This is a genomic window from Streptomyces sp. NPDC006385 (genome assembly GCF_040612485.1).
Classification (GTDB): Bacteria; Actinomycetota; Actinomycetes; order Streptomycetales; family Streptomycetaceae; genus Streptomyces.
Genome location: NZ_JBEXQG010000099.1, coordinates 1 through 26127 on the forward strand (window position 1 = coordinate 1; position 26127 = coordinate 26127).

The following is a 26127-nucleotide window of genomic DNA, read 5'->3' on the forward strand; positions in this document are numbered from 1 at the left end:
GACGAGATCGGCATGGGCGACAACATCTGGCTCGGCGACCGCGACGCCGTCCGCACACCCATGCAGTGGACCCCCGACCGCAACGCCGGGTTCTCCACCTGCGATCCGGGCCGCCTCACCCTGCCCACGATCATGGACCCGGTCTACGGCTACCAGGTGACGAACGTCGAGGCGTCCATGGCCTCGCCGTCCTCGCTGCTGCACTGGACCCGCCGCATGATCGAGATCCGCAAGCAGAACCCCGCCTTCGGACTGGGCTCCTACCGGGAACTGCAGTCGTCCAACCCGGCGGTTCTGGCCTTCCTGCGTGAGTACGAGGACGACCTCGTACTCTGCGTGAACAACTTCGCGCGCTTCGCGCAGCCCACCGAGCTCGATCTGCGTGAGTTCAGCGGACGTCACCCGGTGGAGCTGTTCGGCGGGGTCCGTTTCCCGGCGATCGGCGAACTGCCGTACCTGCTGACCCTCGGGGGCCACGGCTTCTACTGGTTCCGGCTCTCCCGAGTCGCATCCCGCATCGGCCGACGACTCTCAGCGTGAGCTTTGAGCAGGCGCCGAGGAAAGGACGCGTCACCATGCAGAAGACCGCATCTCCCCGACCGAGCCGTACGGTCGACGCCGGCCCCATGGCCTCGCTCGCCGGGCTGCTGCGCGCATGGCTGCCACGGCAGCGCTGGTTCGCCGGCAAGGACCGGCCCGTCACGGACCTCGCTCTGCTGTCCATGACGGAGCTGTTCCCGGGTTGTCTGCATCTGCTGGTGCACGCCGGACACTCGGCGGTGCCCGCGCCGGGCGGCGCTCCCCCGGCCGGTGACTGCTACCAGTTGCTGCTCGGCGTACGGCAGCACCTGTCGCCGCGGCTGGGACGGGCGCTCATCGGCCGTGCCGAGGAGGGCCCGCTGGCCGGTCTGACGGTATTCGACGCGTTGCAGGACCCCCGGTCGGCCCAGCTCCTCCTGGAGCGGCTGCGGCATCCCGGCGCGGCGGGCCCGCTGCGCTTCGAGGGGGACCTGTCCGTGCCGGTGCCGGCCGGGCTCGTGCCGCGGCTGCTGGACGCCGAGCAGTCCAACTCCTCGCTGGTGTACGGCGATACGTTCATCCTCAAGCTGTTCCGGCGCATCCAGCCCGGCGTCAACCCCGACCTGGAGCTGTCGGAAGCACTGGCCGGGCAAGGCTGCCGTCGTGTACCGGCCCCGGTGGCCTGGTTCCGCACGACGCATCCCTGGGAGGCGACGCTCGGGGTGCTCCAGCCGTTCCTGCGGGACGCCACCGACGGCTGGACGCTGGCGCTGGACGCGCTGGCCTCGGGTGGTGACTTCACGGCGGAGGCCCGCCAGCTGGGGCGGGCGACGGCGGAGGTGCACCTGGCGCTGGCGTCGGCCTTCCCCTGCCTGGCCCGGGGTGAGAACGGCCGTACGGCGGCGGCGATGACCGAGCGCCTGGAGAACGCCGCGCACTTCGTCCCCGCGCTCCAGCCCTTCGTCCCCGGCCTGCGCAACGCCTTCGGCGCCCTGGCCGGCTGCGACCCCGGGCCGCCCGCCCAGCGCATCCACGGCGACCTGCACCTGGGCCAGGTGCTGCGGGCCGGCCGTGAGTGGTTCGTCATCGACTTCGAGGGCGAGCCGTCCCGCCCGCTCACCGAGCGGCGCGGCGTGCACTCGCCGGTGCGGGACATCGCCGGCATGCTGCGCTCCTTCGACTACGCCGCCCGGCAGCGCCGCCCGTGGCGTCCGGAGTGGGCGCGTCGCTGCCGGGAGGCCTACTGCGCGGGCTATGCCGCCTCGGCCGGGTGGGACCCGCGCCAGAAGCACGGCTTGCTGCGCGCTTACGAGACAGACCGCGCCGTGTACGAGGTCCTGTACGAGGCCCGGCACCGACCCGACTGGTTGCCCGTACCGATGGCGGCGATCGAACGCCTCGCCGTGAGAGGAGCCTGACCGCATGGCCCTGCACGAGACCTCGCGCCCCGAATCGGCCGGACCGCGCCGGTGCGCCACCGCGCCCGACCTGGACCCCGCCGACCGTGATCGCCTGCTGTCGGGCGCCCACCACGATCCGCACGCCCTGCTCGGCGCCCATCCGGTGCCGGGCGGGATCGCCTTCCGCGCGCTGCGCCCGTTCGCGCGAGCGGTGAGCGTCGTGGTCAAGGGCGAGCGCACCAGGCTCGTCTCCGAGGGAGGCGGACTCTTCTGCGGCGTGCTGCCGCTGGACGCGGTCCCGCCGTACACGCTGCTGGTGGCGTACGCCGAGGACGAGTCCGACGAGCGCGAGGTCCACGACCCCTACCGCTTCCTGCCCGCCCTCGGTGAGTTCGACCTGCACCTCATCCGCGAGGGACGGCACGAGGAGCTGTGGAAGGCGCTCGGTGCCGAGCCGATGACCCACCAGGGCGTGGCCGGCACCCGGTTCACCGTGTGGGCGCCGAACGCCCGGGGTGTGCGGGTCGCCGGGGACTTCTGCTGCTGGGACGGGACGGCGTTCCCGATGCGGTCGCTGGGCGCGTCCGGGGTGTGGGAGCTGTTCCTGCCGGGCATCGGCGAGGGCACCCGGTACAAGTTCGAGATCACGTCCCGGTACGGCGGCCGGTTCCTCAAGGCCGACCCGATGGCACGCCGCGCGGAGGTCCCGCCGGACACGGCGTCGATCGTGCACGCCTCGCACTACGAGTGGGGCGACGAGAGGTGGATGGCGCACCGGGGCGACGTCCCCGTGCACCGGGCGCCCTTCTCGGTCTACGAGGTGCATCTGCCGTCCTGGCGGCCCGGCCTGACGTACCGCGGGCTCGCCGAGGAGCTGCCCGCGTACGTCAGGGACCTCGGCTTCACCCACGTCGAGTTCATGCCGGTGGCGCAGCATCCCTTCGCCGGGTCCTGGGGCTATCAGGTCACCGGCTTCTACGCGCCGGCCTCGCGGCTCGGTACGCCCGACGACTTCAAGTACCTGGTGGACCGCCTGCACCAGGCCGGCATCGGGGTGATCGTCGACTGGGTGCCGGCCCATTTCCCCAAGGACGACTGGGCGCTCAGCCGGTTCGACGGGGACCCGCTGTACGAACCCGGGGACTCCCGGCGTGCCGAGCATCCGGACTGGGGGACGTTCGAGTTCGACTACGGGCGCACCGAGGTGCGCAACTTCCTCGTCGCCAACGCCACCTACTGGTGCGAGGAGTTCCATATCGACGGGCTGCGCGTGGACGCCGTCGCCTCCATGCTCTACCTCGACTACTCGCGGGACTTCGGGCAGTGGGCGCCGAACGAGCACGGCGGGCGCGAGGATCTGGCCGCCATGCGGTTCCTGCAGGAGATGAACGCGACCGTGTACCGGCGCAACCCGGGGGTCGTCACGATCGCGGAGGAGTCGACCGCCTGGGGCGGGGTGACCCGGCCGACCGACAGCGGCGGGCTCGGGTTCGGGCTGAAGTGGAACATGGGCTGGATGCACGACTCGCTGGAGTACATGGCCAAGGAGCCGGTGCACCGCAAGTACCACCACAACGAGATGACCTTCTCGATGGTGTACGCCTACAGCGAGAACTACGTCCTGCCCATCTCCCACGACGAGGTCGTGCACGGCAAGCAGGCGCTGGTCTCCAAGATGCCCGGCGACTGGTGGCAGCGACGCGCCAACCACCGCGCCTACCTGGGCTTCATGTGGGCCCACCCCGGCAAGCAACTCCTCTTCATGGGACAGGAGTTCGCGCAGGGCGCCGAGTGGTCGGAGGCACACGGTCCCGAGTGGTGGCTGCTGGATCCCGGGTACGCGTCCGCGGGCGACCATCGCGGGGTGCGGGACCTGGTCCGCGACCTCAACACGCTCTACCGGGCGAGCCCGGCGCTCTGGGAACGGGACACCGACCCGGCGGGGTTCCAGTGGGTGGTAGGGGACGCCGCCGACGACAACGTCTTCGCCTTCCTCCGGTACGGCGCCGACGGCGACGTCCTGCTCTCCGTCTCCAACTTCTCCCCCGTCGTCCGCCACGACTACCGCCTCTGGGTGCCGGACCACATCGACGTCTGGCAGGAGACCCTCAACACCGACGCCGCGCACTACGGCGGGAGCGACGTCACCAACCCCGACCCCGTCAAACCGGAGGACGGGCACATCCGGCTGACGTTGCCTCCGCTCGCCACGGTGTGGCTGTCACCCTGAGCGTGCCGAGATCACCGAACGGGGTCAATTGTCAGTTCTCGACACCACGCGCTCTGAGCTGGGCTAGATTCGGGCACCGCCGATAACCGTACTCATCGGTGATGTCACACCCGGTACACAGCAGGAGCAGCGCATGCGCGACCTCGGCCTCGCTCCCCCGACCGTCACGACCCTGACCGGCGGGCTTGCCGACAGCGTCTTCGAGACGGCGGCCCTCTACCCCACGTTGCCGATGCTCGCGCGCCGTCCCGACCCCTCCTCCGCCACCTGGGAGGAGGTGACCGCGGTGGAACTGCGCGACGAAGTGACCGATGTGGCCAAGGGGTTGATCGCGTTCGGGATCTCGCCGGGCCACCGGGTAGCCATCATGGCGCGCACGCGGTACGAGTGGACGGTGCTCAGCTACGCGCTGTGGACGGTGGGCGCCGAGGTGGTCCCGATCTATCCGACGGCGTCGCGCGACCAGGTCGCGTGGATCCTCCGGGACGCCGAATGCGTGGCCGTGGTGGTCGAGGACGAGCAGGCGGTCATGACGGTGGGCTCCGTGTGCGGATCGCTGCCGCGGCTGCGCCACGTCTGGCAACTGGACGCGGGAGGACTCGATCAACTCGTCGAGCGCGGCGCGTTCATCCCGCTCGCCACCGTCGAGTCGCTGCGCCGCATCGTGCTGCCGGACTCCACCGCCGTCGTCTCGTACACCTCCGGCACGAGCGGTCGTCCCCTGGGCTGCGCGCTGAGCCACCGCGGGCTGGCGAGCCCCTGCGACACGCTGCTCGCGGGCTGGGGGCACACGGTGATCCCGCCCGGCGAGCAGCAGGGATCGGTGCTCGCCTTCCTGCCCTTCTCCCATGTGTACGGCCTGCTGGTGCAGAGTCTGTGCGTGCGCGGCGGCATGCTGATGGGGCACGAACCCGACCTGAGCGAGGCGGCGCTGACGTCGGCGCTGCGGACGTTCCGCCCCACGTACTTCTGCGCCGTACCGTCGATCTTCGAGAAGATCTACAAGAACTTCCTGCGTGCTGCCCAGCAGGCGGGCCGCGGCGCGCTGTTCGAGCGGGCCGCCGACACCGCGCGGGACTTCGCGGCGGCTTCGGAGCGGCACCGGCTGGGCGGCGGGCCCGGGCCCGGTTTCGATCTGCGGCTTCAGCACGCCCTGTACGAGCGGACGGTGTACCGCAAGCTGCGTGCCGCGCTGGGCGGCCGGGTGCTGCGGGCGACGTCCGGCGGCTCGTCCCTGAACCGTGAGCTGTCCTTGTTCTACGAGGGCATCGGCATCTACGTGAACGACGGCTACGGTCTGACCGAGACCTGCGGCGCGGTCACCGCTCAGCCGGTGGGCCGGGAGATGTCGGGGACGGTCGGGCAGGCGCTGCCGGGCATGGACATCCGGGTGGCCGACGACGGGGAGATCCTGGTGCGGGGGCCGTCGGTGTTCCAGGGCTACGTCAACGACGAGGCCGCGACGCGGGCGGCGCTGCGCGGCGGCTGGCTGGCCACCGGGGACCTCGGGCGGCTGGACTCCGACGGCTATCTGACGATCACCGGACGCAAGAAGGACGTCATCGTCACGAGCAACGGCAAGAGCGTCTCCCCGGCGCTCCTGGAGGAACGCCTCAGGCAGCATCCGCTGGTCCATCAGGCGGTGGTCGTGGGCGACAACCGGCCCTGCGTCGGGGCCCTGATCACGCTGGACCCGGACTTCCTGGGATTCTGGCGGGACTCCCTCGCGGCGCGCAGCGACGCGCGTATGCGGGAGGCACGGGAGGAGAACGCCCTGCGGGAGGAGATCGCCCGGGCCGTGGCCGCCGCGAACAGCGCGGTGTCGCGCCCGGAGTCCATCCGGGTGTTCCGGGTGCTGCCGGAATCGTTCGACGTGGCCAGCGGCTTGCTGACGCCGTCGATGAAACTGCGCCGGGACGCGATCGTGCGGCACTACGCGGCGCAGATCGACGCGATGTACCAGGCTCGCTCGCGCGCGCCCCGGGAGCAGCTGTCGGCCGAGCTGGCGCACTGGGACGACGCGGACAACGTCTTCGGGTGAGCACGCCTACTCGCCCGTGGTGAGCCGTACGACGTCGGACCGCTCGCCGAGCACGAGGGCGCGGATCCGGAAGGAGGCGCGCTTCTCGCCGGGCAGGGTGATCAGGTCGTGCCGGTGACGTCCGGATCGACGAGGGCGACGGGTTCGTGGGTGCCGCTGTCGTCCTTGCGCATCTCCAGGAGGAAGCCGTCCTCGTCCTCGGTGGTGGTGGCGGTCTCACGTATATGCATTCGGGTCCCTGGTTTGGACGAGCGTTTCGGAACGCCAGGTCCGGACCAATCGACCCGTCAAGACATCACGCGTACACGTCTTTCACTTCCGAACCGGTGTGCCCCCGGGCCGGTTGGGGCAAGGTGGCTGTCGACGGGTTCATCTGCCTGCTGCTCCCGGCTGGCGGAACGACCGGTGGCGCGGTGGGATCGATGCGTGCGAAGCAGCGATCCAGGGGCAGGCGAACGACGTCGAGGCAGACCGCCTGGAGCCGCAGAAGGGATGATCACCGTGACACGACCCAGGATCCTGGTGGTTGGCGCAGGCTTCGCCGGAGTCGGATGCGTTCGCCGGCTGGAACGCAGACTCGCCCCCGACGAGGCCGAGATCACCTTGGTGACGCCGTCCTCCTACCAGCTCTACCTGCCGCTGCTGCCCCAGGTCGCCTCCGGCGTCCTGACGCCCCAGTCGATCGCCCTGTCGCTGCGCCGCAGCCGCAAGTACCGCACCCGGATCATCCCGGGCGGCGCCATCGGCGTGGACCTCGCGGCGAAGGTCTGCGTCGTCCGCACCATCACCGACAAGATCGTCAACGAGCCGTACGACTACATCGTGCTGGCCCCCGGGAGCGTCACCCGCACCTTCGACATCCCCGGTCTCGTCGACCACGCGTACGGCATGAAGACGCTCGCGGAGGCCGCCTACCTGCGCGACCACGTCATCTCCCAGCTCGACCTCGCCGACGCCAGCCAGGACCCGGACGAGCGCGCCGCACGGCTTCAGTTCGTGGTGGTCGGCGGCGGCTACGCGGGCACCGAGACCGCGGCGTGCCTGCAGCAGCTCACCCACAACGCCGTCAAACGCTATCCGCGGCTCGACCCGCGCCTGATCCGGTGGCATCTGATCGACATCGCGCCCAGGCTGATGCCGGAGCTCGGCGAGAAGCTGGGCGACACCGCCCAGGAGGTGCTGCGCAGGCGCGGGATCGAGATCTCCCTGGGTGTCTCCATCGCGAAGGCCGGTCCCGACGAGGTCACCTTCACCGACGGCCGGGTGATCCCCACCCACACGCTGATCTGGACCGCCGGTGTCGTCGCCAGCCCGCTGATCGGCACGCTGGGCGCGGAAACGGTGCGCGGTCGGCTCGCGGTCACCGCCGAGATGAACCTGCCCGGCCACGACGGCGTGTTCGCGCTCGGTGACGCCGCCGCGGTACCCGACGTGGCCAAGGGCGAGGAGGGCGCCGTCTGCCCGCCCACCGCCCAGCACGCCATGCGCCAGGGCAAGGTGGTCGCCGACAACGTCATCGCGGCCCTGCGCGACCAGCCGCTGCGGCCGTACGAGCACAAGGACCTCGGCCTGGTCGTCGACCTCGGCGGCCGCGACGCCGTGTCCAAGCCGCTCGGCGTCGAGCTGAAGGGCCTGCCCGCGCTCGCCGTCGCCCGCGGCTACCACTGGTCGGCCCTGCGCACCAACGTCGCCAAGACCCGGGTCATGACGAACTGGCTGCTCAACGCCGTCGCCGGGGACGACTTCGTGCGCACCGGGTTCCAGTCCCGCAGTCCGGCCAAGCTGAAGGACTTCGAGTTCATCCACGCGTATCTGACGCCGGAGCAGTTGCGGGCGCACGTCGCCGGGGAGGACGGGGCCGCGGGGACGGCCGAGTGAGGTGACGGCCCCGGCCGGGCCACGGCTCGGGGTGTGAGGAACGGGGAGCGCGGGAGAGAGAGTACGGCGGCGTGAGGGCAGCGGGACGGCCGGTCCGCACGCGACTGCGAGACCGGGTCGCGGCGTCGGATCCCGGGCTGCTGCGGCTGGCCGCGGGGCTGCGGACGGTGGGCGCGATCGCCCTCGCGGTCGCCGTGCTCGCCGTGCTGGGCAGCGATGTGACCCACCTGGTGGCGGGGGCCATGGCGGCGATGGTCGCCACCTTCGCCATCCGGGAGAAGCAGCGCGCGGGGCAGGCCGTCACGCTCGCCGTGGGCCTGCCGGTGGGGCTGGCCTCCATGACCCTGGCGGCGCTGCTGCACCGCCATGTCGTGGCCGGCGACCTGTTCTTCGTCGCGCTCATCTTCTGTGCCGTCTACGGCCGCCGGTTCGGCGACCGCGGCACCGCGCTCGGTCTGATCGGCTTCCAGATCTACTTCGTGTCCCTCTTCGTCGGCGCCACCGTCCCCGACCTGCCCGAGCTGTGCGGAGCGGTCGCCGTGGCCTTCGCGTGCAGCGCGCTGGTGCGGTTCGCCGTCGTCCCCGAGACACCGGCGGGGGTGCTCGACCGGCTGCGCGAAGCCTTCCGCGCCCGGCTGGCCCAGCTGCTGTCGGCGCAGCTCGACCTGCTCGACGCCGGGCCCCGGGAGGCGGACCGGGCCCTGGAGCGGGTGCGCGAGGGCACCGCGCGCCTGCACGAGACGGCACTGATGATCCAGGGCCGGCTGGCGGAGGGGACCGCCGACGAGGCCGTGGCCCGGCTCGTCCAGCGGCGGGTCGCCGACGCCGAGATCGCCGCGGAGCGGCTCGGTCTGTCGCTGCTCGCCGCGCGCGGCACCGAGCGGGCGGACACGCTGGCCCTGCATCTGCCGGGCGCGCCCGTGCCCTCGGGCTGGCGGCACCCCGCACGCGACGAGGCGTCCGTCACGCTGCGCCGCGACCTCGAGGCGCTGCGCCTGCTCGTGCTGCGCCCCGTCGACGGAGCCACGGGAACGGCGCTGGCCCACGTGCGCAACCGGCTCCTCGGCTACCGCGACGAGGAGAACCTGCCCGACGCCTCCCCGGCCGTCCAGGACGTCTTCCGGCGCGTCGGTGAGGCGGCCCGCGCGGTCCTCGGGCTGCGGATCGCCCTCGGCGGCGCCCCTGACGAGTCGGACGACAGCCCGGCGACGACGCGTTCGCGTGAGGAGCTGGACGCGGAGGACGCCGTGCTCGACGCCGGTGACGAGGAGCCCCCGGAGGAGCCCACGGGGCTGCGGCGTCCCACCACGCGTGCCGCCGTGCAGGTGGCCGTGGGGTCGGCGCTGGCGATCGTCGGCGGTGAGCTGCTGTCCCGGGACCGCTGGTACTGGGCGGTGCTGACCTGCTGGATCGTGTTCCTCAACACCGCTTCCACGGGCGAGATCCTGGTCAAGGGCTACCGTCGGCTGCTGGGCACCGTGCTCGGCGTCCTGGCCGGCATCGTGCTGGCGGGCGCCGTCGGACGCCACACCTTCACGGCGTTCGCGCTGGTGCTGCTGTTCGTCTTCGCGATGTTCTACTCGGCTCCGCTGTCCTACACCCTGATGTCCTTCTTCGTCACCGCGGCGCTCGGGCTGCTCTACACCCTGCTGCACACCTACAGCCTCTCGGTGCTCGTGCTGCGCATCGAGGAGACGGCGCTGGGCGCGGCCTGCGGGGTGATCGCGGCCGCGTTCGTCCTGCCGGTGCGGACGGACCGCCGTACCGACGAACTCCTCGCCACCGTCCTGGAGCGGCTCGGCGACGTCACCCGCAGCGCCGTCGAGCAGCTCAGCGGCGGGCCTCCGGTCGACCTGCTCGACCAGGCCCGCGACCTTGACCAGGCGCTGGCCGACCTCCGGGCCGCCACGCAACCCCTGATCCATCCGGTGACGCCGCTGCGGGCCCGGCGGGAGACCGCCCGCTATGTCGTCGCGCTGCTGGAGACCTGCGCCTACCACGCGCGTTCACTGGCCGCGACCGCCGAACTGCTGCCCACCCACCCCGCGATCGCGGCGGACCCCCGGCTGCGCCGGGCCGCGGGACGCATCGCGCACAACATCGAGGCGATCGCGGCGCACGTCACCGACGAGCACGCCGGGGCCGAGATCGAGACCGGCCCCAGCATCGCCTCCCTCCTGGGACCGGCCGCCCCCGGCGCGCCGCGCTACGGCCGGGTCACCGACCGCGTGCTGCGGCATCTGCAGCGCCTCGACGAGGGCGTGGCCGGTCTGGCCCGCCCCCTGGGCGTGCCCGTCGCCGCACCGGACAAGTGAGGGCTCACCGGGCGAAAGCGGGGTACGCAGAAGTCATGACCGATGTCGTGGACTCAGACGAACTGTTGCGGCGCATGCAGCGCGCCAGGGCCTGCGCCCGGCAGGAGGAGCGGACGTGGCGGACGCGGAGCGAGGAACTGAGGTCGACCGACCCCGAGGGCGCCCGCGACGCCGCCGTACGGACGGTGGCCTACGGGGCCGTGCTCACGGTGCTGGAGGAGATCCTGACCCCGGGCAAGCACTATGGATCGGAGTGAAACCGGTCACGCACCCTTGTCTCGGCTACGCAGAACCACCAGAGGTGGTTTACGGTTCATACATACGTGGTTCACGGGGTAGACCGCATCCGTCCCCCTGCACCACCACCTACGGCCCTGGCTGGTCTCCCCCGTCCAGCCAGGGCTTTCTCATGCCCCGGTGTCCCGCCGCGCGAAGACTCCCGGCGGAAAACGTCCTCCGCCGAGGTGCTCACCGGGCCGGCAGCGGCTGAAATGGACGCAGGGAAGCAACGGAACCTCAGTCGTCGGTGAGGAGCCCCGTGTCATGACCAAAGCGATCAAACTGCTGACCGCCCTTCCGTCGCCACAACGCGAGCGCCTGATGGCCCTCGCCCGGGAGGTCTCCTTCCCGGAGGACGCCCGGATCTTCGAGGCGGGCGGCACGGCCGACCGCTTCTGGGTCATCCGCTCGGGCGCCGTCTCCCTCGACCAGCGCGTGACGCCCGTGCAACGGGTCACCGTCGCCAGCCTCGGCTCGGGCGATCTGCTCGGCTGGTCCTGGCTGTTCCCGCCGTACCAGTGGGACTTCGGCGCGGAGGCCTTCAGCCCCGTGCGCGCCTACGAGTTCGACGCGGCGCAGGTGCTCCGGCTGTGCGACGAGGATCCGCGGCTCGGGATGTCCCTGGTGCGGCACGTCGCCGAAATCCTCGCGCACCGGCTGGAGTTGACCCGGGGCAGGCTGATGGAGCAGTACGGGCACCGCCGGCGCAGTGTGCTCTGAGTCCGGGGCGCGGCGGCGGGGTGTGCCGCGAGCTCAGAGGGTTCGGTGTCGCTCCCGGCGATCAGGGTCGTATCGCCATGTCGACGTACGGGGCCGTGCTGGAGATCCTGCGGACAGCCGGGTTCCCGCTGCCCGACAGCGTGCGCGTCTACCACGCCTTCATCGACCCTGTCGCGGCCCCATCCGCTGCGCCCGTACGAGGAGTGCGGGGTCAAGCTGGGCGACGCCCAGTTCGAGGTGCGGGGTGTGAAGGACGGCAAGCCGCGCGAGGTGTACCTGTACCGCGTGGTCGACAACCAGTGGTCCATGGCCGAATATGGCTGCCAGGCCGTGGTGTGGCAGACCGCCGTCAACCCCGTCGCCGCCCTCGAACTCCTGGCCACCGGCGCCTGGTCCGGCGTGGGCGTGCTGGGGCCGGAGGTCTTCCCCGCCCGCCCCTTCCTGGACCTGCTGACCGCGTACGGCTCCCCGCGGGGCATGCGCGAACAGTGACCGAATTCGCCGGTGTCCCACGGGGTTTCACTCGTGCGTCGACAGGCGACTCGCAAACGAGCAATGCATCCACCGAGGGCACGTACGACGATCGCAGGTGACTTTGATGGACGACTGGCGAGACCACTCGGCCTGCCGCCACGAGGACCCCGACCTCTTCTACCCGATCGGCACCTCCGGCCCGGCCCTGCTCCAGACCGAGCAGGCCAAGGCGGTGTGCCGGCGCTGCCCCGTCCAGGAGCGGTGCCTCGACTGGGCGCTGGACACGGGGCAGTCCATCGGGGTCTGGGGAGGGACGAGCGAGACGGAACGACGCGCCCTGAGGCGCCGTGTGGCCGCGAGCCGCCGTTCCGGCTGACCTCCCCACGGACACGCCGAGGTTCCGGGCCCCGCGGGCCCGGGGCCTCAGCGACCGCTGCGGCCGCTGCGACGCAGTGGCCCCCAGGGGTTCTCCTGCCGGGACACCTCCGCCTTCGCCTCGTCGATGACCCGCTGGTCGATCCAGCACATCGGCCGGGCGTCGGTGACCAGCGGTTCGTTGTCGGGGCCGCGGGCGGTCTCCTTGCCCGCGAGCACCCAGGGCCGTACTCCCGGACCCTTCTCGTGCGGCAGATGGGCGTAGTCGTGCAAGCGCCGGGCCACCCACACCTGGACCGGCCGGTCCTCCCACCACTCCTCGACGTCGAGCGGGTTGGCGGACAGACCCGACATGGGCACGCCCGTCAGGTCGTCGGTGCTGGACACGTCGCGCAGATCGGTCCCCGGGCCGCGCGACCAGCGGACGTACAGGCCCTGCTGCCGCTCGACCAGCTCGGTGAGCTCGGTGAGTGTGCGCACGACCGGCAGATCGTCCGATCGGCTCATGGCGTGACCTCCTCCCTGGACGCCGTCAGGCGGACGGAGTACCCGCAGGACACGAACGGAATCGGACGACCGGCCCGCACCGGGCCACGGCAGTACGCTCGCGGCACGTCCGCCCGAGAAAGGTCTGATCATGAGCGTACGGGTACGCCGGGTCCAGGAACCGCCCGAGCCGGACGACGGCGTCCGCGTGCTGGTCGACCGGCTGTGGCCGCGCGGCGTGTCGAAGGACGCGGCGCGCGTGGACGAGTGGCCCAAGGCCATCACCCCGTCGACCGAGCTGCGCCGCTGGTACCACGCGGGCGAGGGGTCGTACGAGGAGTTCGGCGCGCGGTACGAGGCGGAGCTCGCCGCCCCGGAGGCGGCCGAGCTCCTGGACCACGTGCGCGAGCTGTCCCGCAAGGGGCCGGTGACGCTGCTGACGGCGGTCAGGACCCCGCAGCGCAGTCACGCGGCCGTGCTCGCCCGCCTGCTCGGCGAGGGTCGGCGGGGCTAAGGGCCCGTTGCGAAAGTGGGTGTCGTCGCCCGAAGGGCGGCCGCGCGGCAGGCACCACGTTCGCAACCGGCCCTAGGCGGTCTGCCGGGCCGCCGCCCGGCCCGCCGCCCGGCCCGAGAAGAGGCAGCCGCCGAGGAAGGTGCCCTCCAGGGCGTTGTAGCCGTGGACGCCGCCGCCGCCGAAGCCGGCGACCTCGCCGGCCGCGTACAGACCGTCGACGGGCGTGCCGTCGGCCGCGAGCGCGCGGGAGTCGAGGTCGGTCTGGATGCCGCCGAGGGTCTTGCGGGTGAGCACGTGCAGCTTGACGCCGATCAGGGGGCCGGCCGCCGGGTCGAGGATGCGGTGCGGGGTGGCGACCCGGCCGAGGCGGTCGCCGATGTAGCGGCGGGCGTTGCGGATGCCCTGCACCTGGGCGTCCTTGCTGTACGGGTTGGCGATCTGCAGGTCGCGGGCCTCGATCTGGCGCCGGATGCCCTCCGCCTCCAGGAGCGGCTTGTCCGTCAACTGGTTCATCTTCTCGACCAGTTGCTCCAGGTTCGGGGCGGTCACGAAGTCCGCGCCGTTGCGCAGGAACGCCGCCACCGGTCCCGGGGCGCCCTTGCCGAGGACGCGCTCCTTGAGGAACCCGGCGCGGTCCTTGGCGGTGATGTCGGGGTTCTGCTCGGAGCCCGACAGCGCGAACTCCTTCTCGATGATCTTCTGGCTGAGGATGAACCAGGAGTGGTCGTACCCGGCGATGTCCGCGTCGGTGCGCAGGTGCTTCAGGGTGCTGAGGGTGTCGTAGCCCGGCAGGCACGGGTCGGGCAGGCGGCGGCCGAGGGCGTCGAACCACATCGAGGACGGTCCGGGCAGGATGCGGATGCCGTGGCCGGGCCAGATCGGGTCCCAGTTCCGCAGGCCCTCGGTGTAGTGCCACATGCGGTCGCGGTTGACCAGGCGTACGCCCGCCTGGGCGCTGATGTCGAGCATCCGGCCGTCGACGTAGGCGGGGACGCCGGTGACCATCTCGGTGGGCGGGGTGCCGAGCCGCTCGGGCCAGTAGCGGCGGACGATGTCGTGGTTGGCGCCGATGCCGCCGGTGGTGACGACGACGGCCTGGGCGGTCAGCTCGAACTCGCCGGCGCGGTCGCGGTTGGAGGCGACACCCCGGGGTGAGTTGTCCTCGGCGAGGACCGTGCCGCGGACACCGCGCGCCGCGCCCTCCTCGATCACCAGTTCGTCGACCTGGTGCCGGTGGTAGAAGGTGAGCAGCCCGTCGCGCGCCGCCTGCTTGGCGTACCCGACGAACGGCTCCACGACGCCCGTACCGGTGCCCCAGGCGATATGGAACCGGGGCACCGAGTTGCCGTGGCCGTCGGCGCGCAGGTCACCGCGCTCCGCCCAGCCCACGGTGGGCAGGAACTTGATGCCGTGCCCGTCCAGCCAGGCCCGCTTCTCGCCGGCCGCGAACTCGACGTACGCGCGCGCCCAGCGCACCGCCCAGGAGTCCTCGTCCTCCACCCGGTCGAACTGGGCGCTGCCCTGCCAGTCGTTCCAGGCCAGGTCGAAGGAGTCCTTGATGCCCAGGCGCCGCTGCTCCGGCGAGTCGACGAGGAACAGCCCGCCGAAGGACCAGAACGCCTGCCCGCCGAGGTTGGCGGCGTTCTCCTGGTCCACGAGCGCGACCCTGCGGCCCCGGCTGGTCAGTTCGTGCGCGGCGACCAGGCCCGCGAGTCCCGCTCCGACGACGATGACGTCGGCATCCATGGCGACCGTCCCTTCCTCATACGGTGGTGTCGCTGCCGTCGGTGAGCAGCGCGGTGAGCAGTTGTTTCAGCCAGGCGCGCGCGTGCTCGACGTCCCTGTCCAGCAGCAGTTGGGTGGTGACGCCGTCGTACGCGGCGACCACGGCGTGGGCGGCGCCGTCGATGTCGCCGAGGACGGCGGGCAGTGCGGTGAGTCCCCGGGCGCGGGCGAGCCGGTCGGCGATCGCGCCGCGCAGTCGTCCCCGGTGTTCCAGCAGGGTCTGCGCGACGGCCGGGTCACGGGCGGCGTGGACCAGGAAGTCCGTCTTCACCAGGAGCCAGTCGCGGTCCAGGAGCAGCACTTCGGTCACCCGGTCCACGGCGGCGGGCACGTCCAGGTCCGGCCCGTCGACGGCGAGCGCCCCGGACACCTGCTCCGCGATCAGGTCCGCGCGCTGCTGGTAGAGGGCGAAGAACAGCTCGTCCAGGCTGTCGAAGTTGGAGTAGAAGGCACCCCTGCTGTAGCCGGCGGCCTCGCAGACCTCCTCGATGGAGACGCGGCCGAACCCCTTGGCGGCGAACACCGCGAACGCGGCGTCGAGGAGATTGGCCCGCGTGCGGACCCGGCGCCTGGTGACGCGCTTGGCCGTTCCCTCCACCGCCGTCTCCCACCCTCGTTGGATACATGAATGTATCCGATACGGGACTGTATCCAAAGACCTCCAGCCAAAGCGAGCCAAGATCCAATGGGAACACATATTCGATTCAGCGATACGCTGGAACCATGACCAGGCACCTCCAGGGCTCCCTGTTCGACCAGACCGACGAGCTGCGCCTCGGGTCCCTCGCCGGGATCCGGCGTACCCGGCTCGACCACGGCGCCTGGATCGACGTCCTGCCCGGCTGGCTCAGCGGCGCCGACGCCCTGTTCGAACAGCTCGCCGTCGCGGTCCCCTGGCGTGCCGAGCGGCGCAAGATGTACGACAACGTCGTCGACGTGCCGCGGCTGCTCGCCTTCTACGGCCCCGGCGACGCGCTCCCGCACCCGGTGCTGGCGGAGGCCCGCGACATCCTGTCCGCGCACTACGCCGAGGAGCTGGGCGAGCCCTTCACGACGGCCGGGCTCTGCTACTACCGCGACGGCCGGGACAGCGTCGCCTGGCACGGTGACCGGATCGGGCGGGGCGCGCGTGAGGACACGATGGTCGCCATCCTCTCCGTGGGCGCGCCCCGCGATCTGCTGCTGCGCCCCGCGCGGGGCGGCGCCAGGACGCTGCGCCGACCGCTGGGGCACGGCGACCTCATCGTGATGGGCGGCTCCTGCCAGCGGACCTGGGAGCACTCGATACCGAAGACCACCCGCGCCACGGGACCGCGCATCAGCATCCAGTTCCGCCCGCACGGCGTGCGCTGAGAAGCCTGTGTCCCCACCCGCCGGTCACGCCCTTGGGATGATCTGCTTTGCTGTGCGCGTCGGGCAGGAACCTCATCACTCGGGACGATCATGCGGACAGATGTGCGGCAAGTCGCCGACGGCACTTACCTGGTCCACGGCAGCAACACCAACTGGGTGATCCTTTCCGAGGGGGACGCGGTCACGCTCATCGACACCGGCTACCCCGGGGACCGGGCACATCTGCTCGCCTCGCTCGCGGAGGTGGGGAGTTCGCCGGAGGCGGTCACGGCCGTCCTGGTCACCCACGCGCACACGGACCACCTGGGCAACGCCGAGCACCTGCGCGGCACGTACGGCACGCCCATATACCTCCACGAGGCCGAAGTGCCGCACGCCCGGCGGGAGTTCCTGCACCAGGTGAACGTCGGGACGGTCCTGAGGAACGGCTGGCGGCCGGGCGTCCTGCCCTGGGCGATCCACGCCATCCGCTCCGGCGGCACCGCACACGTCCCGGTCGCCTCGCCCGAGCCGTTCCCGTCGGCCGGCCCGCTCGACCTCCCCGGCCGCCCCGTCCCGGTGCACACGCCCGGCCACACCGACGGGCACTGTGCCTTCCACCTGCCGGACGCCGGCGTGGTGATCGCGGGCGACGCCCTGGTGAGCGGGCACCCCACCTCCCGGATCAAGGGGCCGCAACTGCTGCCCGACATGTTCCACCGCGAGCGCGCCCGTGCCGTGGCCTCACTCGACGTACTCGAAGATCTCGAGGCGGACCTGCTGCTGCCCGGGCACGGTCCGGCGCACCGGGGCGCGGTGCGCGAAGCTGCCCTCCAGGCCCGGGAGCGCGCGCTTTAAGGTGAGGTGACGATCACCGGCGAGGCGAGGACGAACAGCCCATGGCACTGCAGATCAGCGCGACGAACCCGGAGCACCCCGCGCTCCTGCTGGAGCTGCCCTGGCATCTGCCCCTGGAGGAGTGGCCGGAGGAAGTCCTGGTCCCGCTGCCGCGCGGTATCTCACGGCACGTGGTGCGGTACGCCCGGGCCGGTAGCGAGGTGATCGCCGTCAAGGAGCTCGCCGAGCGCCCGGCCCTGCGCGAGTACGAGCTGCTGCGCGACCTGGACCGCATCGGCATCCCGGCGGTGGACCCCCTGGCCGTGGTCACCGGGCGAGCCGACGCCGACGGGGGCCCGCTGGAGTCGGTCCTGGTGACCCGGCACCTGGGCGGTTCGATGCCGTACCGCTCGATGTTCGAGACGACGATGCGTCCGGCGACCATGCACCGGCTGATGGACGCGCTGGCCGTGCTGCTCGTCCGCCTCCACCTCGCCGGGTTCGCCTGGGGCGACTGCTCGCTGTCGAACACGCTGTTCCGGCGCGACGCGGGCGCCTACGCGGCGTATCTGGTGGACGCCGAGACGGGCGATCTGCACGCGCACCTCAGCAACGGCCAGCGCGACTACGACCTGGAGCTCGCCCGCGTCAACATCAGCGGCGAGCTGCTGGACCTGGAGGCGTCCGGGGCGCTGCATCCCTCGGTGGACCCGATCGAGTTCGGCATGGAGATCTGCGCCCGCTACCAGAGCCTGTGGCAGGAGCTGACCCGCACGTCGGTCTACCCGGCGGGCAAGTACCACTACATAGAGCGCCGGATACGCCGCCTGAACGAGCTCGGTTTCGACGTGGCCGAGATGCAGATCGAGCACGCCCCGAACGGCGACACGGTCACCTTCGTGCCCAAGGTCGTCGACGCCGGCCACCACCAGCGTCAGCTGCTGCGCCTGACGGGCCTGGACACCGAGGAGAACCAGGCCCGTCGGCTGCTGACCGACCTGGAGAGCTGGATGGCCACCCAGGACGACTACGCCCCGGGCGACCCCCTCGGCGCCCGCCCCGAGGTGCTCGCCCACCGCTGGGTGCGGGACGTCTTCCGGCCCACGGTGCGGGCCGTGCCACTGGAACTGCGCGGGTCCATGGACCCGGCCGAGATCTACCACGAGCTGCTCGAACACCGCTGGTACCTGTCCGAGCGGGCACAGCACGACATCGACCTGGACACGGTGGTCGCGGACTACTTGGAGAACATCCTGCCCAAGGCCCGGGAGACACTGCAGCCGACGGCCGAGTGACCCGGGCCGGCGCCCTCAGCCGTGCGGCACCACGGCCACCGGGCACTCCGCGTGGTGCAGGACACCGTGTGCCACCGAGCCGATCCGGGCACCCACGGCCGTACGGTGGGCGCGGCGGCCCACGACCATGAGCTGGGCCCGCCCGGCCACCGACAGCAGGACCTGCCCGGCGCTGCCCATCTCGACGTGCTCGACCACGGGGACGTCCGGGAACCGCTCCCGCCACGGCCGCAGTGCCTCACCCAGCGCCTTCTTCTCGTAGGGCTCCAGGCCACCCGCCTCGTCGAGGAGCTTCAGGGAGGCCGGGCTGTAGGCGAACAGCGGAGGCAGGGTCCAGGCCCGCACGGCGCGCACGCTCGCGCCCCGCGCCGCCGCCGTCTCGAACGCGAACCGCAGGGCGGCGGCGCTGTCCTCCGGGTCGCCCTGCTGACCCACGACGATCTCGCGCCCGGCGGCCTCGGCGGACGCTTTGCCCCCGGCTCGTACGAGGACGACGGGACGCCCGGCCTGGGCGATCACCTGCTGTCCGACGGAGCCCAGCAGGAACCCGACGACGGCGCCGTGGCCCCGCGAGCCCAGCACCAGCATCTCGGCGTCCGCGGCCGCGGCGGCAAGCGTCTCGACGGGGCCGCCCTCGAGGACGTCGGTGGTGACCTGAAGTCCGGCGTGCCCCTCGGCGACGGACCGGGCCGTCTCCGCCAGCTGCTCCCGCGCCCGCCGGGCCTGGGACTCCGCGTCCCCCGCGTCGATCGCCTCGTGCGGCTGGTACCGCCAGGCGTGCACCACCCGCAGGGCGAGTCCCCGGCGGACCGCCTCCCGGCCGGCCCAGCCCAGCGCGGCCAGGCTCTCCTCCGATCCGTCCACCCCTGCCGTGATCGGGCGCGTCATTCCGGCTGCCTCCTCGTGTCGTGGTCACGTCCGTCCGTGGGGCCCAGTCTTCACTACCCTGCACCCATGGCTTTGCAGTGGGAGCACGTGAACGTCGACGCGGCCGACCCCGTGGCCCTGGGCCGCTGGTGGGCCGAGGCGCTCGGCTGGGTCGTGGTGAACGACTCGGCCGAGGAGTACGAGATCCGGCCCGCGCGGGACCGCCTGCCCGGGCTGGTCTTCGCGCCGGTCCCGGAGCACAAGACGATCAAGAACCGCCTCCACCTCGACTTCCGTCCCGACGACCAGGACACCGAGGTCTCCCGGCTCCTCACGCTCGGCGCACGTCACGCGGACGTCGGCCAGGGCGAGCAGCCGTGGGTGGTCCTCACCGATCCGGAGGGCAACGAGTTCTGCGTCCTCGCCACGCGCCGGAGCTGAGAACTCGGCCCGCCCGAAAGCCGTCTCCGCGCCGCCGGCGCCCGCCGCCCGCATACCCGAGCGAAGCGGGCGGATCGAACATACGATGGGGCGAGTCGGCGCGGCGACTGCGCCATCCGGTCGTTCTCCGCCGTGCCGAGCACGAGACCCTCGGGGTGGGAGACGTATGGCACAGGCCGCCGACACAGCGCGGACCGTCATCCTGACCGTGGACGACGACCCGGGAGTGTCCCGGGCGGTCGCCCGTGATCTGCGGCGGCGCTACGGCGAGTCGCACCGGATCGTGCGCGCGGAGTCCGGCGAGTCCGCGTTGGAGGCGCTGCGCGAGCTGAAGCTGCGCGGCGACCTCGTGGCCGTCATCCTGGCCGACTACCGGATGCCGCAGATGAACGGCATCGAGTTCCTCGAACAGGCCCTGGACGTGTATCCGGGCGCCCGGCGGGTGCTGCTGACCGCGTACGCGGACACGAACGCGGCGATCGACGCGATCAACGTCGTCGACCTCGACCACTATCTGCTCAAGCCGTGGGACCCGCCCGAGGAGAAGCTCTACCCGGTGCTGGACGACCTGCTGGAGTCGTGGCGGCGCAGCGACCACCGGCCGGTGCCCAGCACCAAGGTGGTCGGGCACCGCTGGTCGGCGCGCTCCTCGGAGGTACGGGAGTTCCTGGCCCGCAACCAGGTGCCGTACCGCTGGTACTCGGCCGACGAGCCGGAGGGACAGCGGCTGCTCGCCGCGGCCGGGCAGGACGGGCGGCGGCTGCCTTTGGTGATCACGGCGGAGGGCACGCCCCTGGTGGCGCCCGAGGTGCCCGAGCTGGCCGCGAAGGTGGGGCTTGCGACGACGCCGGCGGCCGACTTCTACGACCTGGTCGTCATCGGCGGCGGTCCGGCGGGGTTGGGTGCGGCCGTGTACGGGGCGTCGGAGGGGCTGCGGACGGTGCTGGTGGAGCGTTCGGCGACCGGTGGGCAGGCCGGGCAGAGCTCCCGGATCGAGAACTACCTGGGCTTCCCGGACGGTGTGTCGGGGGCGCAGCTCACCGACCGGGCCCGGCGGCAGGCGGCGAGGTTCGGCGCCGAGATCCTCACCGCCCGCGAGGTGACGGGACTGGAGGTCTGCGGGGCCGCCCGGATCGTGCGGTTCTCGGACGGCTCGGCGGTCGCCGCGCACAGTGTGATCCTGGCGACCGGCGTGTCCTACCGGCAGTTGGCGGCGCCCGGTTGCGACGACCTGACCGGCTGCGGGGTGTACTACGGGTCGGCGCTGACGGAGGCGCCCGCCTGCCAGGGGCAGGACGTCTACATCGTCGGCGGCGCCAACTCGGCCGGGCAGGCGGCGATGTACCTGGCGCGGGGCGCCAAGTCGGTGACGCTGCTGGTGCGCGGGCCGGACCTGTCCGCGTCGATGTCGCACTACCTGATCCAGCAGATCGACGAGGCCCCCAACATCTCGGTGCGCACGCGCACCGTCGTGGAGTCCGCGCACGGCTCCGACCACCTGGAGCAGCTGACGCTGCGCGACCTGGACAGCGGGCGGACCGAACTCGTCGACGCCCAGTGGATGTTCGTGTTCATCGGCGCGGCCCCGCTGACCGACTGGCTGGACGGGACGGTGCTGCGCGACGAGCGCGGGTTCATCCTGGCCGGCCCGGACCTGACCCCGGACGGGCGGCCGCCCGCCGACTGGGAGCTGGACCGGCCGCCGTACCACCTGGAGACCAACGTTCCCGGCGTGTTCGTGGCGGGCGACGCCCGCGCCGAGTCCGCCAAGCGGGTCGCGTCCGCCGTCGGAGAGGGAGCCATGGCCGTGATGCTCGTCCACCGCTATCTGGAGCAGTCATGAGCGGGCAGCCGATGCCGTGCGACCCGGGCGAGATCGGGGCGCTGTTCCTGTTCGAGAAGCTCACCCCCGAGCAGCTCGGCAGCCTGTGCAGCGAGGGGCGGGTGGAGCTGTACCAGCCCGGCCCCGTGTACGCCGAGGGTGATCCCGCGACCTGCTTCTTCGTCATGATCGAGGGCACCGTCGTGCTGTCCCGGCGGGTCGGCGGCGACGACGTGGAGGTCACCCGGACCTCCCAGCGCGGGGTGTACTCCGGTGCCTGGCAGGCCTATCTCGGGGACCGGGTACCGCAGACGTACAACAGCTCGATGCGGGTCACGGAGCCGACGCGGTTCTTCGTGCTGCCCGCCGCGACGTTCTCGGACGTGATCCGCGAGTGGTTCCCGATGGCCCTGCATCTGCTGGAGGGCCTGTTCTTCGGCCAGAAGAGCACCCAGGTGGCCATCAACCAGCGTGAACGGCTGCTGGCGCTCGGCTCGTTGTCCGCCGGTCTCACGCACGAGCTCAACAACCCCGCCGCGGCGGCCGTACGGGCGACCGCGACGCTGCGGGAGCGGGTGGGCAAGATGCGGCACAAGCTGGCCGTGATCGCGCAGGGCTCGTACTCGCCCGAGGTCATGGCGGACCTCATCGAGATCCAGGAGCGCACCGCCGAACGGGTCGCCAAGGCACCGGCGTTGAGCCCGCTGGAGGCGTCGGACCTGGAGGACGCCGTGACCGACTGGCTGGACGACCACGGCATCGCGGAGGGCTGGCGGATCGCGCCCACCTTCGTGCAGGCCGGTCTCGACGTGGACTGGCTGGACCAGGTCGCGGCGGCGGTGGACGACGCGATCCTGCCGAGCGCGATCGGGTGGCTCAACTACACCGTCGAGACCGAGCTGTTGATGGACGAGATCAACGACTCCACCACCCGCGTCTCGCATCTCGTCGACGCCGCCAAGCAGTACTCCCAGCTCGACCGGGCGCCGTTCCAGAACGCCGATGTGCACGAACTCCTCGACAGCACCCTGCTGATGCTGTCGGGCAAGATCGGCCCCCGGATCAAGGTCGTCAAGGAGTACGACCGTGCGCTGCCGAAGATCCCGGCGTACCCGGCCGAGCTCAACCAGGTGTGGACCAACCTCATCGACAACGCGGTCTCCGCCATCGACAGCGCGGGCGGGGAGGGGACGTTGACCGTGCGGACGGCGCGGGACCACGACCGGCTGCTGGTGGAGTTCCGGGACACGGGGATCGGTATTCCGCCCAAGGACCGGAGCCGGATCTTCGATCCGTTCTTCACGACGAAGCCCGTGGGCGAGGGCACCGGGCTGGGGCTCGACATCTCCTGGCGGATCGTCGTCGACAAGCACCACGGCGGCATCCAGGTGGAGTCGGAGCCGGGGGACACCCGCTTCCAGGTGCTGCTGCCGCTCACACCGGTCGAGGAGGACTCCGCATGAGTGCCGACGACGGAATCGATCCGAGTGTTCCGCCGAGTGGGAGCGGGTGCGTCGAGTGCGATGCGGCGGGTGGGTGGTGGTTCCACCTGCGGCGCTGTGCGCAGTGCGGGCATGTGGGGTGCTGTGACAGTTCGCCGGCGAAGCACGCGACGGGGCATTTCCGCAAGACCGGGCATCCGTTCGTGCAGAGCTTCGAGCCGGGTGAGAGCTGGTACTGGAACTTCGAGACGAACGAGTTGTACGAGTCGGGGCCCGAGCTCGCGCCACCGGTGAGTCATCCCGCGGAGCAGCCGGCGCCCGGGCCGGCGGGGCGGGTCCCGGCCGACTGGGCGAAGACGTTGCGTGCCTAGCCGCGAGGGCGGCACAGGCGCTGTCGGTTCCGAGTGACAGGATGTGTGCGTGTCGCAGACCTCCTTCGGTACGCCGCTCATCGGGCGGGCAGACGAGCTTGCCCGGCTGTCCGGTGTGCTGCGGCGTGCCCGGGATGGTGAGGCGCGGGCCGTCCTGGTCGCCGGGGATGCCGGGGTCGGCAAGACTCGGGTTCTGGACGAGCTCGCGGGGCGGGCGGCTCGGGACGGGATGATCGTCCTGACCGGGCACTGTGTCGATCTCGGGGACGTGGGGCTGCCGTATCTGCCGTTCACCGAGGTACTCGGGGCACTCGCCGGTGACGAGCGGTTCGCGGCTGTTCTCGGGGCTCATCCCGTGGTCGAGCGGCTGCTGGGGAGTGGGACGGACGCCGTCCGGGACCGGCTGCGGTTGTTCGAGGGGATCGCCGGGCTGCTGGCCGATCTGACGGACGTCGCGCCGCTGCTGCTCGTCCTGGAGGATCTGCACTGGGCCGACCAGTCGTCCAGGGATCTGCTGCGGTTCCTGCTGAGTCGGGGAATCCTCCAGCGGTCGGCGGCCGGGGTGCCCCGGCATCGGCTGGCCCTGTTCGCGTCGTATCGCGCGGACGATCTGCATCGACGGCATCCGTTGCGGCCGCTGCTCGCCGAGCTGGTGCGGCTGCCCGCCGTCGAGCGGCTGGAGCTGCGGCCCATGGCCGACGCCGAGGTGGCCAGGCTGGTGCGGGCTGTGCAGGAGCGGCCGCTGCCGGACACCACGGTCCGGCGGATCGTGGAGCGGGCCGAGGGCAACGCCTTCTACGCCGAGGAACTGGTCGCGGCCGCGGACGCGGAGGCCGACGGGGTGCCCAGCGGGCTGGCCGACGTCCTCCTCATCCGGTTCGAGCAGCTCTCCGACACCGCGCAGCAGGTGCTGCGCACGGCGGCCGTCGCGGGGCGCCGTGTCGAGCACGACCTGCTGCGCGGTGCCGTGGGCATCGCGGAGGAGGACCTGGAGTCGGCGCTGCGCGAGGCCGTCGGACGGCAACTGCTCGTGCCCCGAGACGGCGACACCTACGCGTTCCGGCACGCGCTCGCCCGTGAGGCGGTCTACGCCGACCTGCTCCCCGGCGAACGCGCCCGGCTGCACGGCACGTTCGCCCGGCTGCTGACCGGGCGCGGCCGTCCGGCCGAGACGGCGGCGGAGCGCGCCCACCACTACCGCGAGAGCCACGACCTGGCCGAGGCCCTGGCCGCCTCGCTGGAGGCCGCCGCGCACGCGCACCGGGTCGGCGCGCCCGCGGAGGAGCTGCGGCATCTGGAGACGGCTCTGGATCTGTGGGCGTCGGTGGAGCCGTCCGCACGTCCCTGCGGCGAGGACACCGACCGTGTGACGCTCACGCTGCGCGCGTCGTCGGCGGCCGCGCACGCCGGTCAGGCGCACCGCGCGGTCTCGCTCACCCGCTCGGCGCTCGCGGGCGTCGGCCAGGACACGGACACCGAGCTCGCCGCCCAGGTCCGCTACACCCTCGCCGGCAACCTGCTCAGCGTCGACCGTCTGACGGCGGCCTTCACCCACAGCAGTGAGGCGCTCGCCCTCATCCCGGCCGAACCCCCGTCGCGGACCTGGGTCTGGGCGGCGGCGACGCATGTCATGGCGGCACGCCAGGTCGGGGAGAACGAGACGGCGCTCGGGTGGCGCGTGAGGCCCTGCGCATCGCCGAGGAACTTCAGGTGACGGACGCTCGGGCGGACCTGCTCGTCTCACTGGCCGGGCTAGAGGGCGGCGGCCGTGCCACGCCGGAGGGGCGGGCGCGGCTGCGTGAGGCCCGGGAGTTGGCGCGGGGCTCGGGAAACGCGCCGGTGGAGATGCGGGCGCTGTGCCACCTCGCCGTCGGCTGCTTCGAGTCCGGTGACCTCCAGGAGTCGCTGCCCTGGCTGACGGAGGGGCTGGACCGGGCCCGGCGTGCCGGGTTGCTGTCCTCGCCGTATCCGCTGGAGATGCGGTATCTGCACCTGCTGGTGCTGTACACGCTGGGCCGCTGGGACGAGTGCGTGAGCGTCGCGGCGACGGACGCCGAGGTGCTGCCCGCGACCGCCGGACACGCGGCCGGTCCGGCGGTGTACGTCGCCCTCGCGCGCGGTGACTTCGCGGCCGTCGAGGAGGCCCGCGGTCTGCTCGAAGGTCCCTTCGACTGGGTGGGCACGCTGGTCGCGGGCATCGCGCTCACCGACGCGGCGGCGCTGCGCGGTGACGCCGAGGCGGCGGTGGAGTGGATGCGGTCCACGGTCGCGGCCCTCACCGACGACGTGGGAACGCTGCCCGACGCCACGGTCCGGCTCGCCGCCCTCGCGCTGTCGGCGGTCGCCGACCGTGCCGCCGCACTGCGCCGGACCGGCGACGACGTGGGCGTGAACCGTTGGGCGGGCACGGCGACCGAGCTGGTCGAACTGGCGCGTTCGACGGCCGTCCGTGGCAGGGACGGCACACCTCAGGGTCCGGAGGGCATGGCGTGGCTGGCCCGCGCGGAGGCGGAGTGGACGCGTGCGGTGTCCGGGCCGGATGCGGGGGCGTGGGCGAAGGCGGTGGCGGCGTTCGACCACGGCGACGAGTACGAGCGGGCGCGGTGCCGACTGCGCCACGCGGAGGCCCTGTTGGCGGCGGGCGACCGCGACGCCGCCGCCTCGACGACGATCGTGCTGCCCGACTACGACGGCGGCGACGGCG

General features: G+C 72.1%; 22 protein-coding genes and 3 pseudogenes. 20 read left to right on the forward strand and 5 right to left on the reverse strand.

The features are described 5' to 3' along the window. The 4 genes from ABZ078_RS40315 to ABZ078_RS40330 form a co-directional block, all read left to right on the forward strand. On the forward strand, positions 1–540 hold a 540-nt coding region (locus tag ABZ078_RS40315), incomplete at its 5' end, for an alpha-glucosidase C-terminal domain-containing protein (protein ID WP_356583502.1). Between the two features lie 35 nt (positions 541–575). After that, entirely contained in the window at positions 576–1937 is a 1362-nt protein-coding gene (locus ABZ078_RS40320) for a maltokinase (protein ID WP_356583503.1), read from the forward strand. A gap of 4 nt (positions 1938–1941) precedes the next feature. Continuing rightward, positions 1942–4149 (forward strand): 1,4-alpha-glucan branching enzyme, encoded by a 2208-nt coding sequence (gene glgB, locus ABZ078_RS40325; RefSeq protein ID WP_356583504.1) that lies wholly within the window; start codon positions 1942–1944, stop codon positions 4147–4149. 133 nt (positions 4150–4282) lie between these two features. Next, complete coding sequence (locus ABZ078_RS40330) at positions 4283–6190, forward strand: AMP-dependent synthetase/ligase (RefSeq protein ID WP_356583505.1); 1908 nt, start codon at positions 4283–4285, stop codon at positions 6188–6190. A gap of 101 nt (positions 6191–6291) precedes the next feature. Here the strand turns inward: ABZ078_RS40330 and ABZ078_RS40335 are convergent, their stop codons facing one another. Further along, positions 6292–6420, reverse strand: coding sequence for a hypothetical protein (locus ABZ078_RS40335; RefSeq protein ID WP_356583506.1), 129 nt, complete (start codon positions 6418–6420; stop codon positions 6292–6294). A 262-nt stretch (positions 6421–6682) separates the two neighbouring features. Here ABZ078_RS40335 and ABZ078_RS40340 point away from each other — a divergent pair, with 262 nt between their 5' ends. From ABZ078_RS40340 to ABZ078_RS40370, 7 genes and pseudogenes are all read left to right on the forward strand, one after another. Next, entirely contained in the window at positions 6683–8068 is a 1386-nt protein-coding gene (locus tag ABZ078_RS40340; protein ID WP_356583507.1) for an NAD(P)/FAD-dependent oxidoreductase, read from the forward strand. 71 nt (positions 8069–8139) lie between these two features. Next, positions 8140–10383, forward strand: coding sequence for an FUSC family protein (locus ABZ078_RS40345; protein WP_356583508.1), 2244 nt, complete (start codon positions 8140–8142; stop codon positions 10381–10383). A gap of 35 nt (positions 10384–10418) precedes the next feature. Beyond that, positions 10419–10640, forward strand: coding sequence for a hypothetical protein (locus ABZ078_RS40350; RefSeq protein ID WP_356583509.1), 222 nt, complete (start codon positions 10419–10421; stop codon positions 10638–10640). Between the two features lie 286 nt (positions 10641–10926). Continuing rightward, the gene (locus tag ABZ078_RS40355) at positions 10927–11382 is read left to right on the forward strand and encodes a cyclic nucleotide-binding domain-containing protein (protein ID WP_356583510.1); all 456 of its coding nucleotides are present in this window, start codon (positions 10927–10929) and stop codon (positions 11380–11382) included. Between the two features lie 92 nt (positions 11383–11474). Beyond that, positions 11475–11549, forward strand: a pseudogene (locus ABZ078_RS40360) (TetR/AcrR family transcriptional regulator); the annotation flags it as partial. 70 nt (positions 11550–11619) lie between these two features. Next, positions 11620–11874 (forward strand): annotated as a pseudogene (locus ABZ078_RS40365) (ATP-binding protein); the annotation flags it as partial. Positions 11875–11980: 106 nt separating this feature from the next. Further along, the gene (locus ABZ078_RS40370) at positions 11981–12232 is read left to right on the forward strand and encodes a WhiB family transcriptional regulator (protein ID WP_356583511.1); all 252 of its coding nucleotides are present in this window, start codon (positions 11981–11983) and stop codon (positions 12230–12232) included. 47 nt (positions 12233–12279) lie between these two features. Here the strand turns inward: ABZ078_RS40370 and ABZ078_RS40375 are convergent, their stop codons facing one another. Next, positions 12280–12738 carry a DUF6098 family protein gene (locus ABZ078_RS40375; protein WP_356583512.1) on the reverse strand — a complete coding sequence of 153 codons (459 nt, stop codon included), beginning with the start codon at positions 12736–12738 and terminating at the stop codon, positions 12280–12282. Positions 12739–12868: 130 nt separating this feature from the next. On the opposite strand from ABZ078_RS40375, the gene ABZ078_RS40380 reads away from it, so the two are divergent. Then, the gene (locus ABZ078_RS40380; RefSeq protein ID WP_356583513.1) at positions 12869–13231 is read left to right on the forward strand and encodes a DUF488 family protein; all 363 of its coding nucleotides are present in this window, start codon (positions 12869–12871) and stop codon (positions 13229–13231) included. A 72-nt stretch (positions 13232–13303) separates the two neighbouring features. On the opposite strand, the gene ABZ078_RS40385 is transcribed toward ABZ078_RS40380, so the two are convergent. Together ABZ078_RS40385 and ABZ078_RS40390 are read right to left on the reverse strand one after the other, a co-directional pair. Beyond that, positions 13304–14977 carry an FAD-binding dehydrogenase gene (locus ABZ078_RS40385; RefSeq protein WP_356583514.1) on the reverse strand — a complete coding sequence of 558 codons (1674 nt, stop codon included), beginning with the start codon at positions 14975–14977 and terminating at the stop codon, positions 13304–13306. Positions 14978–14993: 16 nt separating this feature from the next. Then, on the reverse strand, positions 14994–15614 hold the full coding sequence (locus ABZ078_RS40390) for a TetR/AcrR family transcriptional regulator (RefSeq protein ID WP_356583515.1): 621 nt from the start codon (positions 15612–15614) through the stop codon (positions 14994–14996). Positions 15615–15739: 125 nt separating this feature from the next. Between ABZ078_RS40390 and ABZ078_RS40395 the strand changes: the two genes are divergently transcribed. From ABZ078_RS40395 to ABZ078_RS40405, 3 genes are all read left to right on the forward strand, one after another. Beyond that, positions 15740–16369 (forward strand): alpha-ketoglutarate-dependent dioxygenase AlkB, encoded by a 630-nt coding sequence (locus ABZ078_RS40395; RefSeq protein ID WP_356583516.1) that lies wholly within the window; start codon positions 15740–15742, stop codon positions 16367–16369. A gap of 90 nt (positions 16370–16459) precedes the next feature. Further along, positions 16460–17206 carry an MBL fold metallo-hydrolase gene (locus ABZ078_RS40400; protein ID WP_356583517.1) on the forward strand — a complete coding sequence of 249 codons (747 nt, stop codon included), beginning with the start codon at positions 16460–16462 and terminating at the stop codon, positions 17204–17206. Between the two features lie 41 nt (positions 17207–17247). Beyond that, a complete protein-coding gene (locus ABZ078_RS40405) occupies positions 17248–18480 on the forward strand; it encodes a DUF4032 domain-containing protein (protein ID WP_356583518.1) in 1233 nt (410 codons plus the stop codon). A 15-nt stretch (positions 18481–18495) separates the two neighbouring features. Here ABZ078_RS40405 and ABZ078_RS40410 read toward each other — a convergent pair whose 3' ends face one another. Continuing rightward, positions 18496–19368 (reverse strand): universal stress protein, encoded by an 873-nt coding sequence (locus ABZ078_RS40410; protein WP_356583519.1) that lies wholly within the window; start codon positions 19366–19368, stop codon positions 18496–18498. Between the two features lie 66 nt (positions 19369–19434). Between ABZ078_RS40410 and ABZ078_RS40415 the strand changes: the two genes are divergently transcribed. From ABZ078_RS40415 to ABZ078_RS40435, 5 genes and pseudogenes are all read left to right on the forward strand, one after another. Further along, positions 19435–19788: a VOC family protein gene (locus ABZ078_RS40415; protein ID WP_356583520.1), complete on the forward strand. Its 354-nt coding sequence runs from the start codon at positions 19435–19437 to the stop codon at positions 19786–19788. Positions 19789–19954: 166 nt separating this feature from the next. Continuing rightward, positions 19955–21631: an FAD-dependent oxidoreductase gene (locus tag ABZ078_RS40420; protein ID WP_356583521.1), complete on the forward strand. Its 1677-nt coding sequence runs from the start codon at positions 19955–19957 to the stop codon at positions 21629–21631. Then, complete coding sequence (locus ABZ078_RS40425) at positions 21628–23073, forward strand: ATP-binding protein (protein WP_356583522.1); 1446 nt, start codon at positions 21628–21630, stop codon at positions 23071–23073. The genes ABZ078_RS40420 and ABZ078_RS40425 overlap by 4 nt, the downstream gene beginning before the upstream one ends. After that, complete coding sequence (locus ABZ078_RS40430) at positions 23070–23423, forward strand: UBP-type zinc finger domain-containing protein (RefSeq protein ID WP_356583523.1); 354 nt, start codon at positions 23070–23072, stop codon at positions 23421–23423. The genes ABZ078_RS40425 and ABZ078_RS40430 overlap by 4 nt, the downstream gene beginning before the upstream one ends. A 49-nt stretch (positions 23424–23472) precedes the next feature. Continuing rightward, a pseudogene (locus ABZ078_RS40435) lies at positions 23473–26127 on the forward strand (AAA family ATPase); the annotation flags it as partial.

What these genes read in the sequence shown, in the direction of transcription:
- ABZ078_RS40385 (WP_356583514.1), bottom strand. Translation starts at nt 14,977, where the DNA reads ATGGATGCCGACGTCATCGTCGTCGGAGCGGGACTCGCGGGCCTGGTC.
- ABZ078_RS40320 (WP_356583503.1), top strand. Translation starts at nt 576, where the DNA reads ATGCAGAAGACCGCATCTCCCCGACCGAGCCGTACGGTCGACGCCGGC.
- ABZ078_RS40350 (WP_356583509.1), top strand. Translation starts at nt 10,419, where the DNA reads ATGACCGATGTCGTGGACTCAGACGAACTGTTGCGGCGCATGCAGCGC.
- ABZ078_RS40410 (WP_356583519.1), bottom strand. Translation starts at nt 19,368, where the DNA reads ATGACGCGCCCGATCACGGCAGGGGTGGACGGATCGGAGGAGAGCCTG.
- ABZ078_RS40405 (WP_356583518.1), top strand. Translation starts at nt 17,248, where the DNA reads ATGGCACTGCAGATCAGCGCGACGAACCCGGAGCACCCCGCGCTCCTG.
- ABZ078_RS40400 (WP_356583517.1), top strand. Translation starts at nt 16,460, where the DNA reads ATGCGGACAGATGTGCGGCAAGTCGCCGACGGCACTTACCTGGTCCAC.
- ABZ078_RS40420 (WP_356583521.1), top strand. Translation starts at nt 19,955, where the DNA reads ATGGCACAGGCCGCCGACACAGCGCGGACCGTCATCCTGACCGTGGAC.
- ABZ078_RS40375 (WP_356583512.1), bottom strand. Translation starts at nt 12,738, where the DNA reads ATGAGCCGATCGGACGATCTGCCGGTCGTGCGCACACTCACCGAGCTC.
- ABZ078_RS40425 (WP_356583522.1), top strand. Translation starts at nt 21,628, where the DNA reads ATGAGCGGGCAGCCGATGCCGTGCGACCCGGGCGAGATCGGGGCGCTG.
- ABZ078_RS40415 (WP_356583520.1), top strand. Translation starts at nt 19,435, where the DNA reads ATGGCTTTGCAGTGGGAGCACGTGAACGTCGACGCGGCCGACCCCGTG.
- ABZ078_RS40330 (WP_356583505.1), top strand. Translation starts at nt 4,283, where the DNA reads ATGCGCGACCTCGGCCTCGCTCCCCCGACCGTCACGACCCTGACCGGC.
- ABZ078_RS40335 (WP_356583506.1), bottom strand. Translation starts at nt 6,420, where the DNA reads ATGCATATACGTGAGACCGCCACCACCACCGAGGACGAGGACGGCTTC.
- ABZ078_RS40430 (WP_356583523.1), top strand. Translation starts at nt 23,070, where the DNA reads ATGAGTGCCGACGACGGAATCGATCCGAGTGTTCCGCCGAGTGGGAGC.
- ABZ078_RS40380 (WP_356583513.1), top strand. Translation starts at nt 12,869, where the DNA reads ATGAGCGTACGGGTACGCCGGGTCCAGGAACCGCCCGAGCCGGACGAC.
- ABZ078_RS40340 (WP_356583507.1), top strand. Translation starts at nt 6,683, where the DNA reads ATGATCACCGTGACACGACCCAGGATCCTGGTGGTTGGCGCAGGCTTC.
- glgB (WP_356583504.1), top strand. Translation starts at nt 1,942, where the DNA reads ATGGCCCTGCACGAGACCTCGCGCCCCGAATCGGCCGGACCGCGCCGG.
- ABZ078_RS40370 (WP_356583511.1), top strand. Translation starts at nt 11,981, where the DNA reads ATGGACGACTGGCGAGACCACTCGGCCTGCCGCCACGAGGACCCCGAC.
- ABZ078_RS40355 (WP_356583510.1), top strand. Translation starts at nt 10,927, where the DNA reads ATGACCAAAGCGATCAAACTGCTGACCGCCCTTCCGTCGCCACAACGC.
- ABZ078_RS40395 (WP_356583516.1), top strand. Translation starts at nt 15,740, where the DNA reads ATGACCAGGCACCTCCAGGGCTCCCTGTTCGACCAGACCGACGAGCTG.